The organism is Mycobacterium sp. TY814, assembly GCF_030755175.1.
Taxonomy (GTDB): domain Bacteria; phylum Actinomycetota; class Actinomycetes; order Mycobacteriales; family Mycobacteriaceae; genus Mycobacterium.
In genome coordinates, this window is record NZ_JAUFRY010000001.1 from 1,321,652 (window position 1) to 1,343,668 (window position 22,017).

37 protein-coding genes and 1 pseudogene are annotated in these 22,017 nt (G+C 64.3%); 1 reads left to right on the plus strand and 37 read right to left on the minus strand.

The genetic code is table 11. From position 1 onward, the window contains the following. Window positions 1-5: 5 nt before the first annotated feature. The 11 genes from QXH22_RS05640 to QXH22_RS05690 form a co-directional block, all read right to left on the minus strand. Window positions 6-443 (minus strand): hypothetical protein, encoded by a 438-nt coding sequence (locus QXH22_RS05640; RefSeq protein ID WP_306275119.1) that lies wholly within the window; start codon window positions 441-443, stop codon window positions 6-8. Continuing rightward, window positions 444-854, minus strand: coding sequence for a hypothetical protein (locus QXH22_RS05645; RefSeq protein ID WP_306241624.1), 411 nt, complete (start codon window positions 852-854; stop codon window positions 444-446). Continuing rightward, complete coding sequence (locus QXH22_RS05650; RefSeq protein ID WP_306241625.1) at window positions 847-1,248, minus strand: hypothetical protein; 402 nt, start codon at window positions 1,246-1,248, stop codon at window positions 847-849. Before QXH22_RS05650 ends, QXH22_RS05645 begins: the two co-directional genes overlap by 8 nt. Next, on the minus strand, window positions 1,245-1,691 hold the full coding sequence (locus QXH22_RS05655) for a hypothetical protein (RefSeq protein ID WP_306241626.1): 447 nt from the start codon (window positions 1,689-1,691) through the stop codon (window positions 1,245-1,247). The genes QXH22_RS05650 and QXH22_RS05655 overlap by 4 nt, the downstream gene beginning before the upstream one ends. Beyond that, window positions 1,688-1,996 (minus strand): hypothetical protein, encoded by a 309-nt coding sequence (locus QXH22_RS05660; RefSeq protein WP_306241627.1) that lies wholly within the window; start codon window positions 1,994-1,996, stop codon window positions 1,688-1,690. Before QXH22_RS05660 ends, QXH22_RS05655 begins: the two co-directional genes overlap by 4 nt. A 12-nt stretch (window positions 1,997-2,008) precedes the next feature. Further along, entirely contained in the window at window positions 2,009-3,067 is a 1,059-nt protein-coding gene (locus tag QXH22_RS05665; RefSeq protein ID WP_306241628.1) for a major capsid protein, read from the minus strand. A gap of 3 nt (window positions 3,068-3,070) precedes the next feature. Next, window positions 3,071-3,538, minus strand: a complete 468-nt coding sequence (locus tag QXH22_RS05670; protein ID WP_306241629.1) for a head decoration protein — start codon at window positions 3,536-3,538, stop codon at window positions 3,071-3,073. A 15-nt stretch (window positions 3,539-3,553) separates the two neighbouring features. Next, the gene (locus QXH22_RS05675) at window positions 3,554-4,222 is read right to left on the minus strand and encodes a hypothetical protein (protein WP_306241630.1); all 669 of its coding nucleotides are present in this window, start codon (window positions 4,220-4,222) and stop codon (window positions 3,554-3,556) included. 147 nt (window positions 4,223-4,369) lie between these two features. Further along, window positions 4,370-5,452 (minus strand): hypothetical protein, encoded by a 1,083-nt coding sequence (locus QXH22_RS05680; RefSeq protein WP_306241631.1) that lies wholly within the window; start codon window positions 5,450-5,452, stop codon window positions 4,370-4,372. 82 nt (window positions 5,453-5,534) lie between these two features. Beyond that, window positions 5,535-7,076 carry a hypothetical protein gene (locus tag QXH22_RS05685; RefSeq protein WP_306241632.1) on the minus strand — a complete coding sequence of 514 codons (1,542 nt, stop codon included), beginning with the start codon at window positions 7,074-7,076 and terminating at the stop codon, window positions 5,535-5,537. 35 nt (window positions 7,077-7,111) lie between these two features. Beyond that, entirely contained in the window at window positions 7,112-8,815 is a 1,704-nt protein-coding gene (locus tag QXH22_RS05690; protein WP_306241633.1) for a hypothetical protein, read from the minus strand. A 100-nt stretch (window positions 8,816-8,915) separates the two neighbouring features. Between QXH22_RS05690 and QXH22_RS05695 the strand changes: the two genes are divergently transcribed. Next, complete coding sequence (locus tag QXH22_RS05695) at window positions 8,916-9,263, plus strand: hypothetical protein (RefSeq protein ID WP_306241634.1); 348 nt, start codon at window positions 8,916-8,918, stop codon at window positions 9,261-9,263. A gap of 46 nt (window positions 9,264-9,309) precedes the next feature. Here the strand turns inward: QXH22_RS05695 and QXH22_RS05700 are convergent, their stop codons facing one another. From QXH22_RS05700 to QXH22_RS05825, 26 genes and pseudogenes are all read right to left on the minus strand, one after another. Continuing rightward, window positions 9,310-9,906, minus strand: a complete 597-nt coding sequence (locus tag QXH22_RS05700; RefSeq protein WP_306241635.1) for an HNH endonuclease — start codon at window positions 9,904-9,906, stop codon at window positions 9,310-9,312. Window positions 9,907-10,077: 171 nt separating this feature from the next. Beyond that, a complete protein-coding gene (locus QXH22_RS05705) occupies window positions 10,078-10,395 on the minus strand; it encodes an HNH endonuclease (protein ID WP_306241636.1) in 318 nt (105 codons plus the stop codon). Beyond that, window positions 10,395-10,550, minus strand: a complete 156-nt coding sequence (locus QXH22_RS05710) for a hypothetical protein (RefSeq protein ID WP_306241637.1) — start codon at window positions 10,548-10,550, stop codon at window positions 10,395-10,397. Before QXH22_RS05710 ends, QXH22_RS05705 begins: the two co-directional genes overlap by 1 nt. 10 nt (window positions 10,551-10,560) lie before the next feature. Next, window positions 10,561-10,782, minus strand: coding sequence for a hypothetical protein (locus QXH22_RS05715; protein WP_306241638.1), 222 nt, complete (start codon window positions 10,780-10,782; stop codon window positions 10,561-10,563). Continuing rightward, window positions 10,782-10,937: a hypothetical protein gene (locus QXH22_RS05720; protein ID WP_306241639.1), complete on the minus strand. Its 156-nt coding sequence runs from the start codon at window positions 10,935-10,937 to the stop codon at window positions 10,782-10,784. Before QXH22_RS05720 ends, QXH22_RS05715 begins: the two co-directional genes overlap by 1 nt. 145 nt (window positions 10,938-11,082) lie before the next feature. Next, a complete protein-coding gene (locus QXH22_RS05725; protein WP_306241640.1) occupies window positions 11,083-11,295 on the minus strand; it encodes a hypothetical protein in 213 nt (70 codons plus the stop codon). Window positions 11,296-11,650: 355 nt separating this feature from the next. Continuing rightward, window positions 11,651-12,217, minus strand: a complete 567-nt coding sequence (locus QXH22_RS05730; protein WP_306275120.1) for a GIY-YIG nuclease family protein — start codon at window positions 12,215-12,217, stop codon at window positions 11,651-11,653. Between the two features lie 18 nt (window positions 12,218-12,235). Then, window positions 12,236-13,183 (minus strand): hypothetical protein, encoded by a 948-nt coding sequence (locus tag QXH22_RS05735; RefSeq protein ID WP_306241642.1) that lies wholly within the window; start codon window positions 13,181-13,183, stop codon window positions 12,236-12,238. A gap of 179 nt (window positions 13,184-13,362) precedes the next feature. Then, window positions 13,363-13,563: pseudogene (locus QXH22_RS05740) on the minus strand (WhiB family transcriptional regulator); the annotation flags it as partial. Window positions 13,564-13,628: 65 nt separating this feature from the next. Then, the gene (locus QXH22_RS05745) at window positions 13,629-13,817 is read right to left on the minus strand and encodes a hypothetical protein (RefSeq protein ID WP_306241643.1); all 189 of its coding nucleotides are present in this window, start codon (window positions 13,815-13,817) and stop codon (window positions 13,629-13,631) included. Next, window positions 13,814-14,065: a hypothetical protein gene (locus QXH22_RS05750; RefSeq protein ID WP_306241644.1), complete on the minus strand. Its 252-nt coding sequence runs from the start codon at window positions 14,063-14,065 to the stop codon at window positions 13,814-13,816. Before QXH22_RS05750 ends, QXH22_RS05745 begins: the two co-directional genes overlap by 4 nt. After that, entirely contained in the window at window positions 14,062-14,565 is a 504-nt protein-coding gene (locus QXH22_RS05755) for a hypothetical protein (RefSeq protein WP_306275121.1), read from the minus strand. Before QXH22_RS05755 ends, QXH22_RS05750 begins: the two co-directional genes overlap by 4 nt. Next, window positions 14,562-14,807, minus strand: coding sequence for a hypothetical protein (locus QXH22_RS05760; protein ID WP_306275122.1), 246 nt, complete (start codon window positions 14,805-14,807; stop codon window positions 14,562-14,564). Before QXH22_RS05760 ends, QXH22_RS05755 begins: the two co-directional genes overlap by 4 nt. Then, window positions 14,804-15,181, minus strand: coding sequence for a hypothetical protein (locus tag QXH22_RS05765; RefSeq protein ID WP_306275123.1), 378 nt, complete (start codon window positions 15,179-15,181; stop codon window positions 14,804-14,806). The genes QXH22_RS05760 and QXH22_RS05765 overlap by 4 nt, the downstream gene beginning before the upstream one ends. Continuing rightward, on the minus strand, window positions 15,174-15,557 hold the full coding sequence (locus QXH22_RS05770) for a hypothetical protein (RefSeq protein WP_306275124.1): 384 nt from the start codon (window positions 15,555-15,557) through the stop codon (window positions 15,174-15,176). Before QXH22_RS05770 ends, QXH22_RS05765 begins: the two co-directional genes overlap by 8 nt. Continuing rightward, window positions 15,554-16,633 (minus strand): hypothetical protein, encoded by a 1,080-nt coding sequence (locus tag QXH22_RS05775; RefSeq protein ID WP_306275125.1) that lies wholly within the window; start codon window positions 16,631-16,633, stop codon window positions 15,554-15,556. Before QXH22_RS05775 ends, QXH22_RS05770 begins: the two co-directional genes overlap by 4 nt. Beyond that, the gene (locus QXH22_RS05780) at window positions 16,623-16,793 is read right to left on the minus strand and encodes a hypothetical protein (RefSeq protein ID WP_306275126.1); all 171 of its coding nucleotides are present in this window, start codon (window positions 16,791-16,793) and stop codon (window positions 16,623-16,625) included. The genes QXH22_RS05775 and QXH22_RS05780 overlap by 11 nt, the downstream gene beginning before the upstream one ends. After that, on the minus strand, window positions 16,790-17,548 hold the full coding sequence (locus QXH22_RS05785) for a site-specific DNA-methyltransferase (protein ID WP_306275127.1): 759 nt from the start codon (window positions 17,546-17,548) through the stop codon (window positions 16,790-16,792). Before QXH22_RS05785 ends, QXH22_RS05780 begins: the two co-directional genes overlap by 4 nt. Further along, the gene (locus tag QXH22_RS05790; protein ID WP_306275128.1) at window positions 17,541-17,981 is read right to left on the minus strand and encodes a hypothetical protein; all 441 of its coding nucleotides are present in this window, start codon (window positions 17,979-17,981) and stop codon (window positions 17,541-17,543) included. Before QXH22_RS05790 ends, QXH22_RS05785 begins: the two co-directional genes overlap by 8 nt. After that, window positions 17,974-18,150, minus strand: a complete 177-nt coding sequence (locus tag QXH22_RS05795; protein WP_306275129.1) for a hypothetical protein — start codon at window positions 18,148-18,150, stop codon at window positions 17,974-17,976. The genes QXH22_RS05790 and QXH22_RS05795 overlap by 8 nt, the downstream gene beginning before the upstream one ends. 232 nt (window positions 18,151-18,382) lie before the next feature. Then, window positions 18,383-18,883 carry a hypothetical protein gene (locus QXH22_RS05800; protein ID WP_306275130.1) on the minus strand — a complete coding sequence of 167 codons (501 nt, stop codon included), beginning with the start codon at window positions 18,881-18,883 and terminating at the stop codon, window positions 18,383-18,385. Continuing rightward, complete coding sequence (locus QXH22_RS05805) at window positions 18,876-19,283, minus strand: hypothetical protein (RefSeq protein WP_306275131.1); 408 nt, start codon at window positions 19,281-19,283, stop codon at window positions 18,876-18,878. The genes QXH22_RS05800 and QXH22_RS05805 overlap by 8 nt, the downstream gene beginning before the upstream one ends. Window positions 19,284-19,368: 85 nt before the next feature. After that, window positions 19,369-20,880, minus strand: a complete 1,512-nt coding sequence (locus QXH22_RS05810; protein ID WP_306275981.1) for a DNA cytosine methyltransferase — start codon at window positions 20,878-20,880, stop codon at window positions 19,369-19,371. Window positions 20,881-20,897: 17 nt separating this feature from the next. Beyond that, window positions 20,898-21,356, minus strand: a complete 459-nt coding sequence (locus QXH22_RS05815) for an HNH endonuclease (protein WP_306241656.1) — start codon at window positions 21,354-21,356, stop codon at window positions 20,898-20,900. Then, window positions 21,344-21,580: a hypothetical protein gene (locus tag QXH22_RS05820; RefSeq protein ID WP_306241657.1), complete on the minus strand. Its 237-nt coding sequence runs from the start codon at window positions 21,578-21,580 to the stop codon at window positions 21,344-21,346. Before QXH22_RS05820 ends, QXH22_RS05815 begins: the two co-directional genes overlap by 13 nt. Beyond that, window positions 21,580-21,990: a hypothetical protein gene (locus QXH22_RS05825; protein ID WP_306241659.1), complete on the minus strand. Its 411-nt coding sequence runs from the start codon at window positions 21,988-21,990 to the stop codon at window positions 21,580-21,582. The genes QXH22_RS05820 and QXH22_RS05825 overlap by 1 nt, the downstream gene beginning before the upstream one ends. Window positions 21,991-22,017: the final 27 nt, after the last annotated feature.

Here is a 22,017-nt window from a genome sequence, read left to right on the forward strand (position 1 = left end):
CCGCGTCAGGGTGCAATTACCTTGCTGGCCAACGCCATATACGACGCCGACTTACAGATCGTCTGGTAGCCCTCGTCCTCGAAATCCAGGCCGCGGCCCTCGAACCCGACGTAGTCCAGTTGCCAGCCGTCCTCACCGACAACGGGATCCGTGGAGTCTTCGACGGACCTGAACAGTTCGTCGCAGCGGTCGATCATGTCGTCGATCCGCCCGAACCGCGTCGACACCTTCACCGGGATATGCACATACAACTCGAAGTGCCGCTCGGCGTTCGCCTGAATTTCCTCGCTGAAATCGGTGTGCCGCCAGCAGATCACGATGAACGCCGCCGCATCCGGCCGCTGATCAGTGGCGTACTGCTCGATCACCATGAACCCGGCCCCGCCCAACTCCGCGAGTCGGGCGTCGGCGTTCAGCAGCGTCCAAACCGCGTCGCGCGCCATCTATCCGGCGTTCTTCCGAACCTGCGACAGCGAGCCGCGGAGGTTCTTCATCATCCGCTTACCCATCTCCGCGACGGCCGGCATGATGATCTGCCACTTGCCGTTGTTCTTGATCTCCAACCAGATCCCGTAATCGACGCCGTGCAGGAACCAGATTGTTTTGTGGGAGCCCTTCAGCTCCGGAACCGTCTTCAGCCCAGCCCGGGCCGCCCCGGGAATCCGGTCCTTGCGGTTACCGGTGTCGTCACGCCAGCGGGCGTGTTGCTTCATGTAGGCGGTGCCGTCGACCGCCGTCAAACCCATGACTGTGTTGATGGTCCGTTCGTAGTCGTCCTTCAACTCGGACACGTTGCCGCGCAACTTGATCAGGCCGCGATTCAACTCCGTCAGGCGGCCGAAGGACTTAGCCAAAGCTGTGCCCCGCCACCTTCAGCCATGCCGTCACCGTCGCCTTCACCTGGTAGGGCTGGGTGCGGTCGACAACCTGCACTTCGTAGCTGGCAGCGTCGTCCTCCCACGTGTCACCCTCACCGATCACCGCGTCGTAGGCGCCGATCATGTCGAACTGAAACTTCCGCGACGTGCCGCGATCGGTCTGAGAATGCTCAGCACCGTCCAGTCCGCTGGTCTTGAACTTCGCGAACACCTGCGCCGGACGTGGAGCCGCGGGCGCGTAATCCCTACCCCGCCCCTCAGCCCCGGCCCCGGCGGCGACCGGTGTCAGCGCGATCGGCTGGCCGCGCAGCTCGAGCAGTTCCGCGACGAGTGACCTTGCGTCGCCGGTCATCTCGTCGGCGGGAATCATGGGCGGATGCTGTAGGGCGGAGGTTGAATTGTGATGGTGCCGAACTTTGTTCGGCGGGTGTGCAGCCGCACGCGGTCCAGCTCGTCGGAGGTGAACTGCACGCGTCCGCGCGTCGGATCTGCCCCGAAGGTGCGGCTGACCGTGATATCGGGCATGGTGCGCGTCAACTGATTCGCGCCGTCGGGGTGGCGGTACAGGTCGAGCACCTTATCGGCGACCAGCCGCACTACCCGTTGCCGCCGATCGGGGTCGCCGGCGGCTTCGGACTCGGCGTCGATGGCCGCGGCGTCCTTGCGCAGCGACGGCACCTGGAACATCAGTTCGTCTTCGACGTCGATGATCCGCTTCACTACCCAGGCCAGCCGGTTCGAAGGGAAATCGCCTTCGAACCGGCTGGTGACATCATCCTGGGTGGCGAACTTGCCGCCGGTGGGGTCGGTCATTCGACCGGGACACCGGCTTCCTGGCAGGCCGCGATGATCTCGTCGCGGTCCTTGCCTTCCACGTCGACTTCGTGGGATTCGGCGTAGGCCGCCCACGCGTCGCGGCTGGAACCGCGCCCGGACTGCGGCGGCGGCCCGTCGGTGCCCGGCTCGTCGTCCTCCGCGTCGGGGTCGACGCCGAGAACATACGGGTTGGTGATCTGCTTGCCCGCCCACGACGGGATCTCGTCACCGGGCAGCAGGCAGTGCTGCTTGCCCTTCTTGTCGGTCACGTACACCGCGAAATCGCTTTGATTGGTTGCCATTTCAGCTTCTCCTTATGCGACTGTTGCGACGAGGATCTTGCGGGGGTCCGCGAGCACCGGCAGCACAACGCCGTCGACGAACGTGGTCTTGCGGAACGGCGGCTGCTCCTCGCGGACCAGGATGCCGATGATCCCCTGCGCCGACTGAACCTGAACGTTGTTGGCGTTCAACTCCATCGACGTCGTCGGGACGCCCCATGCGGTGAAGCCGAGCGTGGACAGATCCGACGGGAGGAACAGCAGCTTGTTCGCGGGGAACGCAGCCGTGGTGGCACCGTCGACGTCGAAGCTCGAGTTGTAGATCGAGCCGCCGGGCTGACCGTCGGTCGGCACGACGAACGGCGGGATACCGAAGCCGGCCAGGAACGCGTTGATCTCCGCGATCGACACCCACGTCACACCGGTGTTGGCGCCCTTGATCGCGTTGATCAACTGGGTGTTCTGCATCAGATGCTGAACGACCGCCAGCGACGTCTTGAACTGGCCCTGCGGCATCCCGTTGACGGCCGCGTACACGCCGGTCCACGTGATCAGGTCAGTCAGCGGCGTCGACGCGCTGTGGTTGGACCACAGAGTGCCCGCGGTGACCAGTTGGCCGCCCGCGATGCCGTAGTCGACCTGCTGCTGCACACCGTTCTCGTTGATGGTCAGCACACCGTCGGTGAGAACGTCACCCCACGCCAGCTCGACACGGTTTTGGGCGTACCGGGTCAGGTTTGTCAGGTCGTCGTAGATCGCGTCGACCAGGATGTTCTGAATGGTGCCGCCGTAGCGGGCCATTTCCTTCTGCCGGCGCTCGTACTCGCCCACGCTTAACTGGCCGCCGAGCGGGAGCATCCGCACGCGCTTCTCGGCGCCGGTGTCACGCGGAGCGACCCAGAACGAACCATCCCAGTTCCGGAACTTCGCAGCCCGGTTGGTCTTGGTGATCGTCGCGAAGTCGATCTCGTCGGTGTCGTAGTTCCGCGTCGGGAACATCTGCGTGAACATGTTGTTCGACGGCAACGGCACCTGCTGTGTGAACGTGATGGTGTCTTCCAACGGCAAAGGGCCGTCCAGGAAAAGAGCCATTTGTTACGCCTCCCAACGGATCTGGTTCACAGCCGCCTTCGCGGCGGTGAGGCTGGCTGAAGCGGTGACGGTGCCCGTGTTCGACGTTCCGTCGAGCGCACCGGTGATGCCGGTGCCGGTCGCGAAGGGCAGCTTGCCCACCGACACGATCGCGTCGTTCACGACGGCTCCGGTGCCGACCTTCGCTGCGGTCGAACCGTTCTGCCGCACCGCGCGCACATCGGCGTAGGTCAGGCCATAGGCGGTCTGCCGGCCGTCGCTGGCCGCCGCGTCGTACGGGCCGAACAGTCCGGTCGCGGTGACCTTGCCCAGGACGGTGCCCGACGGGATGAACCCGTTCGGGTAGTGGGTGCCCGACGTGAACTTCGAGATGTCCAGGGTCACGTTGAGCTTGACGTCGGGCTCTTGCAGGAGCCACTGCTTGTTGCCGACCTGATAGGTCGTCGTCTGCAACGAAATGTCGGTCGACATAGCGTGCGTCCTTTCTTACGGGGTTTTGGTTTTGCCGAAGCGTTTTTCCGCCGCGGCCTTGCCGGCATCGCCGGGTCGAGCGGGAACACCTGTCCCGCCGCTGTGCTGTCCCCACGACCGCTGCTGGTGCCCGTTGTTGTGGCCCTGCTGCTGGTCCTGTCCACCCGTGCCGAAAATGGCTGTCAGGTGGCCCATCACCTTGTCTTCGTCGATCACGCCGTTCTCGTCGGCGAACTTGGCGGGGTCCGTAACCGCCATGAACGACTTCAGTTGCTCACCCTTGAGCACCTGGCCCGCCAAGCCCTTCAGCTCAGCAGCCTGGTACTTCGGCCGCCACTCAGCGTCGGCCGCCGCGCGAGCTTCCTCCGCGGCCTTCTTCGTCGCCGCGTTCAGCGCCTTCTCGTCAGATGACAACTTTTCGTTCCGCAGGTTTTCGTTCTCCTGCTGAAGCTGCGCAACCTGTTCTGGTGTAACACCTTTGAACGCTGCCAGCTTGTTGTCCGTTTGACGATTCTGGTGCTTGTAGTAGTTCGCGCGCTGCTCCGGGTTCATGTCAGCGACGGGCGTGTTCTCCGGGAACCCCTTATCGGGCGCCCCGAATTGCTGCCCTTGGCCGCCCTGCTGCTCGCCGCCCTGCTGGGCGCCGCCGTCTTGGGCTGCCTGCTGCTGGCCTTCGCCGTTCATCGCCGCCCCCCTGTCCGTGCACCCATAACGGGCTGCGCCAGGCCGAGGCCGGAGGTTAGGTGAAAAGGTAACGTGGACAATGCAACTCCCCATATCGGGTGGTGTTTCGCCCATAACGGGCGTCCCGCCGGAATCGGCGGAAGTTCTTTACTTGGCGAGTTCGGCTTCGAACTTCGCGATCTGCGCCAGGTGGTATGTGACCTGCGGAGAATCCTCAGCCAGACCGCGTGCGCGCAGGTCTTCCAGGCTTTTCTTCAGCAGCGGCAGGTGCCGGGCCGCTATGTCCGCCTTCGACTCAGGCTTCGCACCCGGATCGATACCGGTGCCGCCGGCTTTCTTCACCGACTGCGCAGTTCGTGGCCGGTACTTCTTCTGCGGCACCAACACCGGCCCCAGCTCGCCGTGCTCGTCGACCTGATAGCGGGTGCGCTTGAGATGCGCCACCGATGTACCGCCCGCGTCCTTGTACAAGGCATTCAGATCGACTGCGTTCAGATCATCGGCCGGATCGTAGTCCTCGGTTACCGCCGCGATCGTGCACTTGCAGTGCGCGTGGATCGGCATCAGTTCGGCGATCTTGTAGATCCGGTCAGACGCCGCGATGCACATGCCACACGTCCCGCCGCGCGACAGTTCCGGATGGATAACCCGCCGGTACCCGGTGATCTTCACGCGGTTACGGCCGCGCTGCCCGCCGCCGTCCAGGTTCACCGCCTGCGCGAGCACCTGCTGTTGCGCCAACCGCTGCGCCAGCATCAGGTTGTCGTCGATCAGGCTGTCGAGTCGCTGGCTGGCCTGCTGCGCGGCGTCCAGGCCGTCCTGCGACTGCACATACCGGAACAGCGCGGCCGGGCGCTGCAGCACACTTTCGGTGGTCATATCGGCCGCCGACACCTTCACGCCATCGACAGCCGCGTAATCGACCGTCACCGCGTGTCGGTGTAACTGCAACTGACCCTTCCGGAGCGACGCACCGGGCGCGCGCACATCAACAGGGTTCGACGGTGTCCCGGTGATCCGGATCCCCAGCGCGGCGAGCTGCTGGCTCTGCCCCGCCGCAGCCACCCGTGTTGCGGCAGTCTGCGCCGACGACAACAGCCCCGCCGCCTTCACCGTGAACTCGCGGACCTGCGCGTCGTCGTACGGGTTCACCGACAACCACAACTGGCCGATCGCCGCCTTCGCCCAAGCAGCCGCACTATCCCTGGCCGTGATGATCTGCTCCGACATTGCCGCCACCGCCGCGGCGGGATCAGGCGGGGCGCTACGCGCTGCCTGGACAGCCTCAGCGGCCGCCAGCGCCTCCGCGTAACTACTGGGTTTGGCTGGCGCTGTCATTCGCCGCCGCCGAGACACCAGGCGCCGCCGAAGGCGCAGCAGCAGGCGCAGCAGCCGGTGCCGCCGACTGCGACGACGTCGGCGCCGACGGCAGCCCAGCCAGTTGATCAGCCATCAGCCGCTGCACATTGCGCGCAGTCTCATCCGGAGACATGTTCCAGATCCGCTCGCACCGATCCTCAAGGGACAGTGTGCCCATCGCCTGCGACGACGCCGACCCCATCTCAGCCAGCGTCCGGAACTCAATCGGACCCCAATGCAGCCGCATCTTCCGGCCCCGGTCCTGTGCGCCGGCCAACGCGAACGCGATACGCCACAACAGCTTCAGCGACGGCGCCGAACGGGTCCGCCGGTCACGGACCTTCGACGTCAACGATTCCCGGATCAGGCCGGCTCCCTGTGCGGAACCATTCGCCGCGTCCGGCGTGATCAGGTGCAGCGGCGTGCTGGTCAGTGCGGCGAATTCCTCAACATCATCCCGCTTGCCCTTGAGTATTCCGCCGAAATCCGTCTGCTGCGACTCCCAGATCTTGAACCCAGCCGGTATGCGCCACATCGCGCCCGGGCCCGCCCGGAAAATCTTGTTCCAGTCGACAGGCTCAGATGATTCGGGGCTGTCTTGATCGTCTTCGTCTTCGTCGCCCTCGAGCGCGCGCTGCCGCAACGCCTGATACCAGAACCCGATGATCCGCTGCAGCGTCGTGTCGATGATCCGGTCCAACAGATCCAGGTGAGGCTCGTATTCGCCCAGCCCGTCGAGGTTTTCGAACCGCACAATCGGAATCCCGCCGAGCGCATCAAGACCTTCGATCGGCTCCGGCTCTGCGTCGGCCTGCCACAACCCCATACCGCCCTGATAGCGCAGCGTCCACTTCTCACCCGGCAAGAACAGAAACGCAACGTTCTCCTGCGTGATCGGGTCGAACTGATGCACCACAGCAGCACGCAGCCGAACGGGGTTCTGCCAGTCCGGGATCCCGATGCACCGCCGCGGATCAATCGCATGAATCGACGGCACCGGACGCCCATTCGACAACGTCGGCCCACCCTCAACACCCGGAACGACCATCGCATACGACTCGCCCATCGCGAACTCGAAAGCGTAAATGTCCTTGAGAACCGCAGCGAACCCAGTCTCATCCATGATGTCGGCGGCCATGTCATCGCCATCAGTGTCCGAATCCACCAACGTCGAAACCGACTGCAACTCAAGACGATCCAACATCGGCGCAATACACATCGGCGCATAATTCGACCGCGCCTTCCGCAACACACCGCGGAACACATCGTGATACTCCGGATCGAGCTGCGGCAGCGGCGGATCACCAACCTTGTACGACCACAACGTGTCCAAATATCGGTCCCGCGGGGTGCAGTACCGGGCAATGTGACCCGGCCCCTCAAGGCTGTGCACCGTCGCCGGCCGCGGCATCCGATCCCGCCACACCGGCCGCGTCGGCGCCGTGAACATCGCGTTGATCCGGTTAAACCATTCCTCGGGTTCAAGGTCAGTCACAGGGGCAGGAGCGGTCAAAGTCGTTCCACCTCCCCTTATCTGATTCGGGTGATCACACGTTTCTTGCGCCTGTTGCCGATACCGGCAGCGACTGCGTCCAGGCGCGCCTGCCATGCCATGACAGCCGCGTACGCGGCGTCGATCTTGTCTGGCGAGTCCGGGTACGCCTTGTAAAGCAGGTAGCCGGTCCGTACCTGGCGCCGGCGCGCGTTCAGTACGTGCCTGGTGAGTGCCGAAGACCCATCGTGGGTGCATTCTCCGTGCTCAATCGCAGCATGCAGCGACTTGACCGCCTCAACCGCGTTGACGCCCTTACCGCGCGGCCAGGCCGCGATCTTCGACTGCCCTGACGCGCGCACCTTCTGGTGCAGCTTGTCGCCGAACGCCGCTTCCCACTTCGCCACATGCTCAGCCCAACCAGACGGATCCGCGTAGAAGCCGACAACGGTGTACTTTCTGAACGCCATACGGATCACCGCGTCAACCTCAGCCACCGGCGGCTGCCAGCTGCTCTGATCGCCCGTCTTCACGCGATCGCGCCGCGACATCTCCGCGCGCGGAGGCTCCCACACCGACCGATCGCCGATCTCGAACAAGTGCCCATCTCGGACCCGGCAACCGATCAGCGCAGTCGCGTCCGCTTTGCCCTTCGTTCGGCCGCGGGAACCGTCGAACCCAAGAACGATGACGTCCTTGTCGGCGACGATCGCCTCGCCGTCGAAACACGCCCCCCACTCCGGTGCGGACACCCAGGAATCGGAGGCGTGGGTGATCTGATTCAGCAAGTCCGCGCGGAGCTGCTGCACATCCGACGCCGGGTCATACACCTGATCGATGAGCGGATCCAGCTCCGAATGCCCAGGAGGGCATGGCGGGTCGTGAATCACGCAACCGTCAGGGTGTGCAGATGAATCGCCGTAGGCGACACGCAGTCCCCACGTTAGCGACTCGACATCCCACATGTCGGTGTCCGCCGGCGCTTCCCGATGGTCGTACAGCAGACCGGGGTTTCGGGCGCGCCCATCGCGAATGTCGGCGGCATAGGCCGCGCTGGCCTCAGCGACCGAATTCTGCCCCGGGATGAACGCGTTCGGCGACTCAAGCGTCCGGCCACCGTTCTTCGCCGCGTTCGTCCGGATCGCCTGCGCCAACCTGGGACCGTTGTTCGACGGCACCCATTCCTCGGTCTGGTCCAGCGTCGCGAAGATGATCGGCGCTCCCTTGGTGGTGCGCGCCGACGTCGTGATCTGCTTGATCTCACCGCGAGGCAAGAACACAACCGAATCCATCGGCCGAAGCCCCGGGTAATTGTCGACCGCGGGACCGTTACGGACCATCTCAAGCAGCGGCTGCCACGTGTTGGCCGTCTGTTCCTCCGACACCGCGGCGATATGAATCAGCGGAGTCTTGATCGACCGCCACGGCCGACCAACAGGCTGCCCATCGGCATCCCAGCCCGCCGGAACCACATCAGCGAGCCCTTCCGCCAACGCGAGCGCCCCGAGCAGCGGGGACTTGCCCCAGCCACGCGGCCGCCCGAGTAGCCCGCGGTGGTGCTTGAACCGGCCTGTCTCCGGGTCGATCTCGTACCAGCGGAGGATGAAGTCTTCCTGCTCGGTATACGGCACGAACGGCTCGTACTCGTCGCGGCCGGGCGCGGCTAGATTCTCAGTGATCCAGTCAAGGACGTAGTAACCGAGTGTCGGCACCTCCCCGGGTACCGACGGTTTCCACGGCATCTACGCCGAATCTGGAACTGCCCGCAGCGGGCCGCGGCGGGCACGAGAACCGGTCGCATGGGGGGGAGTTGGCTTCGAATTGGCTGCCGGGTCGGCGAACGTGAACTGGATTCCCAACCTGGCCCGATCCTCCGGAGTCGCACCGAACTTCGCGGTACGCAACCGCAACTCCGAAGCCACCTTTAGATCACCGGACCAATACGCCGCGTGCAGCCGCGCTGTGTCCAGCAACTCCGACCAGTCGTTCGCCGTGAACTTCTTCGACAGCTCCGACTCCGACCACATCTTCCACCAAGACCGCGTCTGCGCCGGCCACCGAAACTTCGCCGACCTCGTCACGCCGTCCTCGTCAACCCACGTCACCGTGAACGACGGCAGCGGTGGCTGCTTCGCGACCTTGGCATCGATCTTCTCCGTGCCGGACTCGCGCGCCTTCGCAGCACCATGACCGGCCAGGCGGCCCGCCTCGGTAGGGGCTGGTCCACGTCCCGCCATCAGATCACCGCCAATTGCTCGCCGCCGCCGCGGGCACCTTTGACCGAGTTGCACCGAAAGCACGCCGTGGCCACATTCGCGCGGGTGTGCTCCCCTCCGCGCGACAGCGGAATCAGGTGGTCGATCGTCGGTGCCAACGGGTTCGGCACCACTTCAGACGCCCGGCACTTCTTACGGCAGATGTGGCACCGGTAGCTGTCTCGCAGGAAAATCTCGGCCGCCGTGAACTTCTCCACCACTGCCGTCTTCTTCCGCGCGCGCCGACGACGCCCGTGCTCAGCATGAGCTGCCCAAAACTCGGCCGTCTCCCGCCGCGATTCGTACGACGCCTTCGCGCCGCAGCGATTCGAGCAGTAGCGGCGGCCGGAATACTTCGACGTGAACTCGTCGTCGCAGACAACGCATCGGCCGACTCTCATCGGCTGGCGCTTGCGTTCTGCAGTTGCCTGAGTCCACTTCTCGAAGCGGCCATCCAGGCGAGCAGCAGCAGAACAGTTCGCTGCCTTGCAGGTGTCGTTGCAGTACCTGCGGCGAATATCGGCCTCATCAGGAAGCGGTGTCGAACAGAACCCGCAAATGCGTTGTGTAGCAGCCATATCGGCTTTCCTCCCAGCGCCATATCGGCTCGTCAGAGGTGATCACGAAGGTGCCCGAATCGCCAGACCCAGGCTCAGCCCGAGCCACAGAACCCCACGGCGTCCGCCCTTGCCGCCTGGGAGGGGTGGATGCCATGGGGGGTATGCGGTGTACCGCCGGGGGTATCCCGGTCAGGTGTGGTGCAGGCGGGCCGGGTGCGACTCAGGCTGGCGTTTCCAGGCGCTCTGTCCGCGTGTGCTCTCGCCGCGGGTCTTGTCGCGGTGGCAGGGCTCGCAGATGGCGCGGGCATTGCGTGGGTCGAGCTTGGCGCCACCGGCCGCGACGTTGTGGTCGTGGTCGACCTCGTCGGCGTGGCCGATGCAGTTAGGGCCGCGGACTTGGCAGCGGTTGTGGTCTCGCTTGAGGACTTCGACGCGTAGTTTGCGCCATGCTCTGGTGCCGGTGATCTTGCTGCTTGCGGTCCTTGGCCCGGACCAAGCTGGGGGCATCAGTACCAGTAGCGGCGGCCGAGGACGGGGCGTCCGGTGGCGCCGAGTGCGAGTAGCACTGCGCCGATGAACAGCAGGATCCAGCCGAGGGTGACGAGGGGTGCGATGGCGAAGACGTAGCCGAAGATGAGCAGGATGACGGCGATGGCGATCATGGTGTTCCCCCTAGTGTTTGGCTGTTGGGCCGTGGCCGAATACGCGGACGAAGTATTCGGTTGCGAGTCCTTTGGCTTTGGCTTCGCTCATGTACTGGCGCAGCAGGTTGTACAGCGTGGTCCAGGGCTTCGGACTGTCGGCCCACTTGGCGCGGCCTGGCCCCGTGGTCCAATACGCGTTCAGCGATGCGGATGCGCCTACGCCGGGGCTGGTGTCTACTCCTGCGGCCATCAGCGGTTCCCCTTCATCAGCTTGGCCAGTGTGTTGCGGTCGATGAGTTTGTCGAGGATCGCGTTCCACAGTTCGGCGCGGAGTTCGTCGCCGGCGTTGCGGGCTTGGTTCTGGTGTTCGCGGGCGTAGGCGAATAGGCGTGGGAGTGCAGGCATGTTGGCCTCCTGCGGGCACAAAAAAGCCGCTTTGCCCGGGTCTGGGCATAGCGGTTCCAACTGGTTATTCAGGGTACTACAAATTTCGCCGCAGAATCGGCATTATTGCTCCCGACGTGTCTACCCTTACGCCGATCAGCGGTTCTTATGTTGGGTCGCAGTCGAGGTCGACAACGCCACGCTCGCGGTCGCGCGTTTTCCGTAGCAGCCGGAAATAAGCGCCGAGTGCTTCCTTCTCGTCGTCAGTGAAAGGCTGTACCGAGCAAAGGGTTACACCCTCGACGGTGGTGCTGAATTGGGTGGCATCGCCGCCGCCCACGAGATCATCGCGGCCCGTCGTGCCGTGGAAGTCAGGCATGTTTCCTCCTACCGATAATTGAGCGGACGGTCAGCTTGTCGAGACGTGGGGCGTCATGCGACTTGCCCTTTGAGTCTCCGCTTGAGGCGGACGAGTTCGATGTCTTCGATTAGCCAACGATCGTTGGTGGGGCGCACGCCGTACTGGCGTGGCCAGTTGGACCGTATTGACGCTGGCGACAGCTTGAACTCGAGTGCGACTTCGACCGTCGTCATCCAGTTCGGGGGGGCTTCGCTGTCAGGTATCGCCCAGGTCGCGCCGAGTTGATGAATGGCCGGTAGGAGTTGTGATCGGACTGTCTCGGGTGTGGCTTCCCAGAGCAGGGCAACTAGTTTGCTGAGTTTATCTTCCCGATTCATGGTCCGGTGACCCTGTTGTTGAGCAGTTCGATGACGGCGTTGGTCCATTCGTCGTCGGACCATTCTGTTTCGCAGTAGAAGCAGCGCAGGGTGTCGGTGGTTGGGATTCCTTCGGCGTCGACTTCTCGGTAGACGAAGAAGCGGCGGCATTTTAGGCATGGGTAGTGTTGGTGGGAGAATTCTGGTGGCGGGTCGTCGTCGGCGATGCTGTCGGGGCTTTGGAAGTGGTTGGCATCGCGGCCGAAGACGGATTGCGCTTGGGCGCGCGCTTGGCGCAGCCTGATTTCGGATTTGGGCGGCGGCTGGGGTTGCCAGGTGCCGGCGATGTTGTACTTCGGCGATTCACGGCGGATCGCGGACAGTTCGGCATCCATGAGTTCTTGCCGGGAGGTGAAGTGTTCCATGGTGGAGCTGGTGACTTCGGAGAACCAGGACTTTTCATGCTGGTGTGATTTGAAGCGGGAGCTTGGGTTTCGGGTGATTCCGATGTACAGCAGTTCGCCGTCCACGTTGAAGAACCGGTAGAGCACGTGGTGGCGTTCGCGTTGCTCGCGTCGTTGCATATTTGTCATTTTATCTTGCTACACAGACGTTTTGGTGTGTTCTAGTACGGCGTTGGCGAAGTCTGCTGCGGATACGTTGGGGCAGTCGAGTGCGAGGGTGAACTTCCACGTCATCTCTGCGAGCAACCATTCCGCCCATGTGCGTTTTGTGCGTTCGTCTTCGATCGTGGTTTCGAACTGTTTGAGTTTCTCGGCGTCCATGTGTGTGGCCTCCATGTCTTCGGCGTCGCGGCGGCATCGGAATTGGTAGATCTCGAACGTCCAACTGCTTTTACATTCGGCGCAGGCAACGAAGTCGTCTACTCCGCCGTTCTTCCGGTGGGTAACGGTTCTGCTGCAGCGGCGTGTGTGGCAGTTCGGGCAGGCTAGTTGCACTGATTGGTGGGTGTTCTGGTCCCCGAGGATGGCATGGGCGACGCGGTGGCATCGGACGATCTCTAGTGCTATGTCGATTCCGGTTTTGTCGACGTAGGTGGTGGATTCTCCGGTCTTGCGCCATACGGTGACGGTTTCTGCTGGTGCTTGGAGCAGGCGGTCGATGTTGGGTTCGACGAGCCGGGTGCACGCTTGGACGATTCGTCGTTGTTCGCGGTCAATGCGGGACTTGGGTTGGGGGGTGTCGGTGTTGAGGTATTCAGATACGCGGGCTGCGGCCGCGATGAGCCATTCCGCCAGCGCGTCTTTCGCTGCGTCGACCTCGACGTCAATGGGAATGGGTGGAGTTTTGGTTCCGGAGATGCGTTCACTGCTGCCGCGCATGGCGCGATCGCCGAGTGCGTTGTGCAATGAGTCCCAGACTGTCAGTGATTCTGTGATAACGGTGTGTACGTTGCGTCGGCAGGAGTCGCAGAGGGTGTCGGGTTTCTCGGTGATGGCTGGAAGTTCGACGTTCTTTCCTTCGACTTCCTCGACGGCTTGGCTGCGGCACGCGCGGCCGGCGAGGCACCGGTGGCGGCTTTCGGTCATGCGGTTGCTCGGGTTTCGAGTCGGTTGCGGCGTGCGTCGCTGCCTGCTTGTTTGCATGCGTCGCAGGAGTTTTCACCTTCGCGGGAGTGTTTTTTCTGCCCCGCTTCGGTGCCGCATTGGGGGTGCTGGGTTGGCGGTTTCAGGGGTATGTGTTCGGTTCGTTGCGGGCGGCGGGGTCGGCCGATGTTGAGTTTCCGGCGTTCGCATACGGACAGCCCGGCTCTGACTCCGAATCGGTCATCGTGGGAGAGTGCGTCGGTCAGGCATTCTTCGCGGACCTCGCAGTTCGCGCAGACCCGTTTGGCTTCTTTGGTTGACCCACCTTTGTCGGGGAAGAAAATTTCGGGGTCAACTTGTCGGCAGAGCGCCAGATCACGCCAATTCTCTTTGGGTTCATTGGCGTCAAGTCCCCAGGATGATCTGCGTGTGGACGTGTGATCTTCAGTCACGGGTTCCTCCTGGGGTGGGTGCCGGCTTGGCATGCTGGGCAGGTGGTTTGGTCGTTGGCGGTGTGGATGAGCCAGCCTTGGTTGCGTGCGGCCATGTGTGCGGCTTCCTGGTCGGCCGCGGTGACGGTGAACAGGGCGCCGCCGCAGTAGCGGCGGTCCCGGCAGCGGATCGTGTGGTCGGTCATTCCGTCGGACCCGCCAGATCGTCTGTCAGATAGCGGATTCCAAGAGTTGCGACACCCAGCGCGCCCTGCGGTGAAGCGTCAGAGGTTGCGTATCCGGTGACGTAGGAGATTCCGTTCGGTGTGTCTTCGCATTGGGTCATCACGCCGTATGAGACGAACCAGTCGGTGAGTGCGGCGACGTCGCCGTTGGCGTCGGCAATGTGGGCGCGGATCGCTGATTCGATCGCTTGCAGGGTTTCGGCGCTCATCGTTGGATCTTTCGGCGGATGGTGTCGCGGATTCCGCGTCCGCGGCCGTGGTTGGTGGCGTCGATGAGGCGGCGTGTGGCGAGGACGAGTGCGACCCAGGAGTCTGCGTTTCCGGGCCAGGATGCTTCGAGCATGTCGGCGAGTGCGCAGACGGCTAGGGGGTCGTCGGGGTCGGTGAAGGTTCCGCGGATTTGGGTGATGGTTTGGTCGAGGTGTTGGGCGGTTTCTTGGACGTACTTCGCTTGGAGGTCGAGTTGGGCCGGAATGACTAGGTGCGGCCTGTCACCCTCGGGCGCCCCTGAAAGTTCGTCTCCGGGCGAATGGGGCCGGTTTCCGGCGGCCTCTGGCTCGCTCCCGGCGGGCCGGAAACCTTCGCAGTCGCAGTCCGCGCACGCGTACGGCTCAAACTCAGCATGCTCATGCTGGTACGTGCCGATGACTTGGCCGTCGGCGATCAGCAGGTCGTCGCAGACGCACGGATCCGGGTTCGGCGCGGTCACGCGTCGACGCTCCACGTGAACTCCAAGCCGTGAACCTGGGCCGTCTTCACAGCGCCGCCGTCCAGATTCCAGGGGATGCCCGCCATGCTGGTGATGCCGCAGCCGTACTGATCACCGATGACGCTGATGGTGCACACGTGACGTCCGTCGGACGTGATCTGCACGGTCTCCTGGTACTCGGCGGCGTGCAACCGGTGCGCGATCTGCACCAGCTTCCACGCCAACCACTGCCGAACCTTCACTGCTGGCCGCCTTCCTGTGCCGGTGTGGGGTGTTTCTCGTCGAACGCCGTGTACAGCGCCCGGATCTGCTTCACCGCGGCCGACGACAGCAGCGCCTGGTTCTCCGCGATCCGGCGTACGCCGTGGAACACCTCGAGCTGGGAGTTGAGGACGTGGAGCCGGGCGACGGCTTCGGCGATCTTCGGCTCACGATCCGGCGCCGGGGTTTCCAGCTCACTCGTCGGATATCCGAACGGTGCCGACGCGGCTGGTCCGGTGTGCTTGCCGCATGTGACGCAGTTGCCGTCCGGGGCGGCGGTGGATCCGTCGCGGATCGCGCAGGGGTCGGATTCGCGCGGCTGATCCGCGCACGCGATGTCGAGGCGGTCACTCATGGTCGACTGCCTTCATGGCGGCGAAGCCGCCCGTGATCGCGGCCATGCGGTCGCGGTTGCGCGCTTCCAGGGCGGCGTCGCGCTGGTCTTCGCGGGCCCGCCGCGCAGCCTCTGATTCGCGCTCGGTGCGGTCGCGACGGATCTCGCGGGCAAACGCGATGATCTCGGCCGGCTCCGGGGCGTCAGCGGCTCCGAGCGCGCGTTTCTTGACGGCCGCGATCAGGTCTGGCAGCTCAAGGTGGTGGACGCTGAACAGGTCTGCCCAGACGCGCGCGGTGGCGAGCGCGGCTTGTTCGTCGTCCATGCGGGGGGCGGTGCGGTGGTGGCATGCGGCGACGATGGTCATGACTTCGAGTGCGTCGGCGGGGGTGGTCATGCGATGCCTTTCGGGGTTTCGGTGGTTTCGATGGCGGCTTGTTCTCGGGCCCGTTCGCGTTGGGCGAGTTCGGCGACCGCACGGAGCTTGTTTGCGGGGCGGCCGGTGTTTCCGGGCTGCGCCCGGGCGCGTTTGACGCAGTCGCTGTAGACCGAGGGCAGGAACTCTGGGAGTCGTGCGTCCTCGCGTCGGTCCCATTCGCGGATGGCTTCGCGGATCAGGGCGTCGGGGTGGTCGGCGTGGAACAGTTTGTCGACTTGGACGGCAAGCCGTTCGATGGTCTGCCGGGGGTAGGGCGCGTCGGTGCCGAGTTCCTGGCGGACGACGGTTTTCGCGGCGCTGGATGGGTGCTGTTTGGTGGGTTTGGCTGCGTTGTCGATGTATTCGGGTTCGGCGGCGGGGAGCGGCGGCTCGTCTTGCGAGTCGTCGTCGTCGCTTTTTGTAGCGGTAGCGTTAGTAAGAAAAGCGTTAGTAGGGCCACCCTTGGAGCCACCCTTAGCGCCGTTCTGGCCGTAAGGGTTAGCGGCACCGTTAGACGCAGGGTTAACCCCACCGTTACGGCCACCGTTGGGGTCGGGGTTGTGGGCACCATTGAAGGGCTCCAGAGATGCCGGATCGATCGCCTTCTGTCCGAGCATGCTCTGCACTGCCGGACGTTCCCAGGACGTCGATTTCGGCTCGGCGGCGCGTAGTTTCAGCACCTCGAAGACGATCACGCCGCGCAGGATTCGGGATGCCAGGTTGGCTCTGGCGTTGGCTACAGAGACGGCCATGTTGGGTGTGCGCCAGAGGCCGTCATGTTTGATCCATGACCGCAGTAGGCACTCATCGGTGTCAGTGTCGATGATGAGGAACAGTTGCTGGGAGAGGGTTTCGGCGGCGGCTTCGATGCGTGGCACGGTCCAGTCGGCGGCGCGTTGGGCGAGTTTGCTGGGGCTCCACTCGTGCGCACCGCAGAGCGTGCGTCCAGGGCTGGTGTAGAGCGTCATGTACAGGCATTGGGCGTCGGCCGGCAGGTCGAGCCAGTCGTCGTCTCCCCAGATATCAAGGTGAATTCGGGCATGGTCACGCGCCACGTTGCGCCTCCTCACGTCTCGTCAGTCCCGGCTCATACGGCGTCACATGTGCCCGGTGGCAGTCGTCGCACCGCACCCGCCCCGCGCTGTAGGGCACCAGCCCGCACACGCAGCACAACCCCTGCCGGTACCGGGCGTTCTGCTCGTCGCGGGTGCTCATGCGCCAGCCTCAAAGTCCAGGCACTGTTGACCTAGGCGGCGCGCGGCGGCCTCGCACTGCGCCTCACGCAGTTCAACCCCTATCGCTCGCCGCCCAATATTTCGGGCCGCGACGAGTGTTGATGCAGATCCCGCGAAGGGGTCGAGTACAAGTCCATTGGGGGGACAGGCGTACTCGATCAGTGGCTGAAGCAAACCGACAGGCTTCTCGGTCTCGTTGATCGCGCGGCCATGCATAGATCGCGCGAAGATGACCGAGCGCATGAGGCGGGGACCGCCGTCAAATGACTGATATGCGGAGCCATCAATATTTCCCGTGTGTGTCGGGCGCGTCTTACGTCGAACCGCTCGCGCGGTGGCATCGGGCGTTGTCGGTACTCGGTGATAAATGTCCGACCAACGGACGTCGCTGCGGTACCAGTGCAGTGCGTGCTCATGAACCCGCTTGAAACGATCGGCGTGGAATCCGCTGCCATTGTGCTTCTCCCAGACCAAATCTTGTGACAGCCGCCAGTCGTCAAACTCAGAGGCGCGCTGAAGAAACATGCGCATGGAGCCGAAGCACCACATGGACTTGCCGTGCGGCGACACCGCATTGGGCCAGTTGGCAGGCCACTTGTCCCAAGCTAGCGAGGTCTCTCCATATGGCGGATCGGCCACGATGACATCGGCTATGGCGCCAAGACTCGGAAGCAACTCTCGAAAGTCGCCCAGGAACAGTTGGACCTGCTCGTCGGTGTAGTACGGCTCAGGCATCGGTCGTCACCACTTCCCACTCGCCCACTTCCGCGCGTTCGACGTGTGCCCGGCAACCCCACTCACGGAGCTGCTTGGCCATCGCGGCAGGTCCGCTGCGTTGCATGAATCGGCGTGTTGGCGCGATTGGCACTGCGATGACGTCGTAGCCCGGTGCGCCGGGGTATCCGGTTGCGTAGTCGGGCGTTTCGCCGTCGTCACCGATGCAACGGGTGTGGCGAGGTGGGTAGGCGAAGCTCGCGGGGCCGGGTAGGTATTTGTCGAGGTCGGTGGGAAGCCAAGCGGGGCAGGCGCAGTCGGGGTCGGCGTGCTTGCTGCTTGCGCAGGCCGCGATGACTTCCCACCAATTCAGCGGCTGGTCGGCGAACGGCTTGCCGTCGGGTGTAGGCCAGTGGTCGACAACGAGGCGGTACACGTAGCGGCGCTCAGGCATCAGTAACCGCCTCTGCAGCGTTGATCGGCCGCCTGGCCGCCATGGACTCGGCAACTTTGCGCAGGTGTTCAGGACGGTCGGTTGGGTAGCCAAGGCGGAGTAGGTAGTGCGCGATGCAGTCGGCGGGGTCGTCACCGGCGACAACGACACCGTTGATCGAGGCCTTCATGACGGGTGTCCAGTCCGTGGGGTGGGTTAGGCCGCAGCCCTGGATCTGGCAGGTGCAACTGAAGTGCTTGCAGCTCACCGCTTCACCGCCTCTGCAGCGCGTAACTCACTCAGCCGTTCGCAGATGCGTATCCATGCCGGGCCGTGATGAACGCACGACGCGGCGACCTCACGTCTGCAGATGCATGGCGGGACGTCTGTCATTAAGCCCGCCGTCACCAAGGGTTCCGCGCTCATGATTGCGCCGCCCCGCAGCCTGCGCAGTACTCGACACCCTCGAAGCGGTCGTAACGGCCCCTGTGCTCACACTCTGGGTCGTGTTCACCGCCCGCCGCTTTCGCAGCGTCAGCAGCGGCCAAGAGCACAGCGGCGAGAGCGCGGGCCTGGTCGGGCGTGTGTTCGTGAATCGCGCTGGTGTGGACCTTGCCGTGCTCTGCCCACACGTCGTAGCCGGCCCAACGCGGTGCGTGGTGGGGATCGTTATCGGGGTATCGGCCCCACCATGCGTCGAACTCACCGCCCTGGCCGCTGCCGGTGTCGTCGGGCTCCGGTAGTGCCACGATGGCGACACCTTCCAGAGACAGCAGCACATCGGCCACGTGGTCTTCGTGGCATTGGAAGTTGTGGAAGTCTGCGTGGCAGCCGCCGCAGACCCATTCCTCCGGTCGGCCGGCGCGGTGGAGTTTGAAGTGGTTGCGCAGTGCTTCGGCGAGTCGCGCGCGGACGTCAGACACCTTCGGCCTCCGCTCTCTCAATCAGCGCGAGCAGGTTCAGCCAGTACCATTCCTCGCTGTGATAGGTGGAGCGAGCCGGTCCCGTTCGCGCACGGTCACTGATTGCCTGCATCCGTGCGAAGTGCTCGACGCGCGTCATTCCGGACCGTAGTTGTTCCAGTTGCGCCCGTGTGTTTTTCAGCTCGGCGGCGAGCTGGTCAACCACCTTGAGCAAGACCGGAACATCGTCGCAGACCAAGTCGTGTAGCGCGTTCTCGTGCGGCCCCTCAACGCAGTTGCACTCGCTGGCCTCGATGAAAGAGAGTCGGCATTTGATGTCCGCCAACGATTCTGGGGCAAATATGCTGTCGCTACATCCCTGGACGATCACGTCGACGCGGTCTGCTACGTCGTCACTCATTGGTGATGTGGAGTGATTGGGTCGCCGTGCTCCTCCACCATCTTCGTGTGCTGCGGGAAGAGTTCGGCGGCGAAGTGGAGGTTGGTCATGCTGTGACTCCCAGCGATTCAGCGACGACGCCGACGAGATCCCGCGCGGCTGGCGGCGTTACGGCGTTCCCGGCCTGCCTGACCTGTTCGCGGCGGTTGCCGAGGATGCGGTAGGTGCCGGGGAAGTCCATCGCGGCGGCGATCTCGCGGGGCTCGAGCATCCGGAACAGGACGTCGTCGAGGTCGATGGTCGGCCGTTCGGCGGTCAGCAGCGACTGGTGGCCTGCGGTGGTGACGGTGCGGGCCGGTTCGCTGGCGGGCGTGACCATCTCGGCCCCATCGCCCTTGCTGCTGTTGTTGCGCATCAGCAGCGCGTGCCGCTCGGTGGCGGTGACGGTGGCCAGGGCGTCGCTGGTTGGCCGGGTGGTGCCGTTGCCGTAGTAGGCCGTGACGAGGCCGTGGTGGTTGCCGTTGGCGACTACCGTGCACAGCGGGTCGGACACCGGCCGGTGCTTGGAGCCGCCGCCGCGCAACTCGGCGATGAACGCCAGGCCGTCGTTCTCCCGTGTTGTGCGGGTGGGCGCCGGATCAGCGAGGGCCGTGGCGCGGTCCCGCCACGTACCGCCAGTCGGTACAAGGAACCCAGTCTCGCTGCGCGTCGTCATCGTGCGCACCGGCTGATCAACCGGCGCAGCCTGCTTGCCGTCGCGCCCTTCAACGGGCACCAGCAGCGGAGCCCAATACCGGTCAATCCCCGCCTGGATACGCGCCAACGTCTTCGCCGCAAGAGGCTTCGCCCGGTCCCCGATCCGCTGGCCCAACAGCGCCCAGTCGATGATGTCGGCGGCCGGACGGTAGTGCGGCTCAACGACGGTCACGCAGCCCCGCACCGGGCAGGTGTAGACGTACTGCTGGCGGTAGCGGCCCCACGGCGCGCGGTCGGCGCGCTTGAACACCTGCCGCGCCCGCACCTGCCCACACTCCGGGCACACCGCCGCGGGCGAAGTGACTCGTGTGAAGTCCGGACGCGGGTTGCCCTTGCGCCAGAACACCACGTACATCCGGTCCCGGGACTGCGGTGCGCCTGCGCCGAACGCCTGGGCGTGCATGGAGTTCAGGAATACCACGTGGTGGTCGTAGCCCAGCGAGTCCATCGCCATCAGCCACGCCTGAAACGGCTGCCAATGCCAGGCGTCGACGACGTTTTCGACGATCACCGCCTGATAGTGGTGGGCTTCGGTGAACCGTGGAACGTCCCACATGGTTGCCCGCGATCGTTCGGCCGCCGCGTCCGGCAGGACCTCGCCGAACAGATCCGGTTGCGCGTCGACACGCTTCTTGCCGCGAGCAACACTGTGCGAAGTGCATTCGGGACTTGCCCAGAGAAGATCTGTCCGGGGGAATCGGCGCGGGTTGATCTGCGAAATGTCCGCGCAGATGTGATCCGCCTGGCGATGGTTCGCCCCGTGAGTCTCAATCGCCAACTGCCAGTGGTTAGTAGCCACGCGTACCTCAACACCCGGCACCTGTATCGCACCAGTGCTTGAGCCGCCCGCTCCGCAAAACATATCCAGAAGTTGCAAAGTCACTGTGCTGCAGCCTTTCTAGCCAAATACCGCTGACGTAAACTGATACGGTCACACTCGGCGCAGTACCGGCGACCATTCGGGCGCGTCCGCACATTGCGCGGGTCGCTCCAATCGTGACCCTCCCGGCGGCAACTGGTCTGAGCCTTGCCGAGCCGCTTCATGTTCTCGGTATGGGTGACCGCGTCATGATGGGATGGTCTGACGCAGGCAACATTTCGGCAAACGTGGTCCAGATCGAGCCCAACAATGTCTTGGCCCGTCATCATCTTGAAGACGACCCGATGCGCGGGCTGGTCCCGGCCATCAACGCGGATGTACGGATACCCAGCGGAGTTGTGCCAGGAGTCGAACAGCCAGCACCTGCCTTCAACTGGTCGCAGCGGGCCACTTGGGATCGGGCCATTCGTGTCGATCTTGTATTTGATCCGATCGGGCAGATCCGTCAGTGTGAGCATCCGGCCACCTCCCGCTGCAGCGCGTACGCGGCCCGCACACCCCGGTCTCGCTCGGCGATCTCAGCAGCCGTCAGCGGGCGGCCACCCGGGCGCAGCATCGACCCGAACGCGGTGCGGCAGTCGCAGCACGGCTCACCCACGGCGGCGACAGGGTTCGGGCAGCCCGGGATGACGCAGTCGGGGAAAGCGGCGAGTTGCCCCGCCGCCCCCACCATCGCGTGCATCAGTCCTGCACCATCCGGATTTCTTCTGCCATCTCACGCTGACGACGAATTTCGTAACTACCCGGCGCGATCCCGTTGTAGCCGTGCTCCGGATGCCCCAGATACGCGGTCGACCCCTCCGGCACCGACAGCAAAGCCACCCGCAAATCCCGGGCGGAACCGGGCAGCACGTCGCAGAACACCGGTCCGTCCGCGGCGTAGATGGCGTGCGTGTTACCGCCGGACTCGCCTTGCACCACCGGCGTTCCAGCCGCCGGCACCGGACTCGTGGCCGTCACCGCGGCAGGCCGGACCAAGACATCACCCTGGCGTTGCATCCCGCCCAGCACGGGGATGTCGACATCCGCCATGTCCGTCGCCGTGACGACATCGACGCCAGTGGCCTCGATCATCTCAGTTGTTGTTGCCATTCTTATTTCCTCTCTTTGTGTTTCGAC

Excerpts from the sequence above, each read along its gene's own strand:
- QXH22_RS05640 (WP_306275119.1), bottom strand. The coding sequence starts at position 443 with ATGGCGCGCGACGCGGTTTGGACGCTGCTGAACGCCGACGCCCGACTC.
- QXH22_RS05650 (WP_306241625.1), bottom strand. The coding sequence starts at position 1,248 with ATGATTCCCGCCGACGAGATGACCGGCGACGCAAGGTCACTCGTCGCG.
- QXH22_RS05655 (WP_306241626.1), bottom strand. The coding sequence starts at position 1,691 with ATGACCGACCCCACCGGCGGCAAGTTCGCCACCCAGGATGATGTCACC.
- QXH22_RS05660 (WP_306241627.1), bottom strand. The coding sequence starts at position 1,996 with ATGGCAACCAATCAAAGCGATTTCGCGGTGTACGTGACCGACAAGAAG.
- QXH22_RS05665 (WP_306241628.1), bottom strand. The coding sequence starts at position 3,067 with ATGGCTCTTTTCCTGGACGGCCCTTTGCCGTTGGAAGACACCATCACG.
- QXH22_RS05670 (WP_306241629.1), bottom strand. The coding sequence starts at position 3,538 with ATGTCGACCGACATTTCGTTGCAGACGACGACCTATCAGGTCGGCAAC.
- QXH22_RS05675 (WP_306241630.1), bottom strand. The coding sequence starts at position 4,222 with ATGAACGGCGAAGGCCAGCAGCAGGCAGCCCAAGACGGCGGCGCCCAG.
- QXH22_RS05680 (WP_306241631.1), bottom strand. The coding sequence starts at position 5,452 with ATGTCGGAGCAGATCATCACGGCCAGGGATAGTGCGGCTGCTTGGGCG.
- QXH22_RS05690 (WP_306241633.1), bottom strand. The coding sequence starts at position 8,815 with ATGCCGTGGAAACCGTCGGTACCCGGGGAGGTGCCGACACTCGGTTAC.
- QXH22_RS05700 (WP_306241635.1), bottom strand. The coding sequence starts at position 9,906 with ATGGCTGCTACACAACGCATTTGCGGGTTCTGTTCGACACCGCTTCCT.
- QXH22_RS05705 (WP_306241636.1), bottom strand. The coding sequence starts at position 10,395 with ATGCCCCCAGCTTGGTCCGGGCCAAGGACCGCAAGCAGCAAGATCACC.
- QXH22_RS05710 (WP_306241637.1), bottom strand. The coding sequence starts at position 10,550 with ATGATCGCCATCGCCGTCATCCTGCTCATCTTCGGCTACGTCTTCGCC.
- QXH22_RS05715 (WP_306241638.1), bottom strand. The coding sequence starts at position 10,782 with ATGGCCGCAGGAGTAGACACCAGCCCCGGCGTAGGCGCATCCGCATCG.
- QXH22_RS05720 (WP_306241639.1), bottom strand. The coding sequence starts at position 10,937 with ATGCCTGCACTCCCACGCCTATTCGCCTACGCCCGCGAACACCAGAAC.
- QXH22_RS05725 (WP_306241640.1), bottom strand. The coding sequence starts at position 11,295 with ATGCCTGACTTCCACGGCACGACGGGCCGCGATGATCTCGTGGGCGGC.
- QXH22_RS05730 (WP_306275120.1), bottom strand. The coding sequence starts at position 12,217 with ATGCAACGACGCGAGCAACGCGAACGCCACCACGTGCTCTACCGGTTC.
- QXH22_RS05735 (WP_306241642.1), bottom strand. The coding sequence starts at position 13,183 with ATGACCGAAAGCCGCCACCGGTGCCTCGCCGGCCGCGCGTGCCGCAGC.
- QXH22_RS05745 (WP_306241643.1), bottom strand. The coding sequence starts at position 13,817 with ATGACCGACCACACGATCCGCTGCCGGGACCGCCGCTACTGCGGCGGC.
- QXH22_RS05750 (WP_306241644.1), bottom strand. The coding sequence starts at position 14,065 with ATGAGCGCCGAAACCCTGCAAGCGATCGAATCAGCGATCCGCGCCCAC.
- QXH22_RS05765 (WP_306275123.1), bottom strand. The coding sequence starts at position 15,181 with ATGAGTGACCGCCTCGACATCGCGTGCGCGGATCAGCCGCGCGAATCC.
- QXH22_RS05770 (WP_306275124.1), bottom strand. The coding sequence starts at position 15,557 with ATGACCACCCCCGCCGACGCACTCGAAGTCATGACCATCGTCGCCGCA.
- QXH22_RS05780 (WP_306275126.1), bottom strand. The coding sequence starts at position 16,793 with ATGAGCACCCGCGACGAGCAGAACGCCCGGTACCGGCAGGGGTTGTGC.
- QXH22_RS05785 (WP_306275127.1), bottom strand. The coding sequence starts at position 17,548 with ATGCCTGAGCCGTACTACACCGACGAGCAGGTCCAACTGTTCCTGGGC.
- QXH22_RS05790 (WP_306275128.1), bottom strand. The coding sequence starts at position 17,981 with ATGCCTGAGCGCCGCTACGTGTACCGCCTCGTTGTCGACCACTGGCCT.
- QXH22_RS05795 (WP_306275129.1), bottom strand. The coding sequence starts at position 18,150 with ATGAAGGCCTCGATCAACGGTGTCGTTGTCGCCGGTGACGACCCCGCC.
- QXH22_RS05805 (WP_306275131.1), bottom strand. The coding sequence starts at position 19,283 with ATGAGTGACGACGTAGCAGACCGCGTCGACGTGATCGTCCAGGGATGT.
- QXH22_RS05810 (WP_306275981.1), bottom strand. The coding sequence starts at position 20,880 with ATGTTTTGCGGAGCGGGCGGCTCAAGCACTGGTGCGATACAGGTGCCG.
- QXH22_RS05815 (WP_306241656.1), bottom strand. The coding sequence starts at position 21,356 with ATGCTCACACTGACGGATCTGCCCGATCGGATCAAATACAAGATCGAC.
- QXH22_RS05820 (WP_306241657.1), bottom strand. The coding sequence starts at position 21,580 with ATGCACGCGATGGTGGGGGCGGCGGGGCAACTCGCCGCTTTCCCCGAC.
- QXH22_RS05825 (WP_306241659.1), bottom strand. The coding sequence starts at position 21,990 with ATGGCAACAACAACTGAGATGATCGAGGCCACTGGCGTCGATGTCGTC.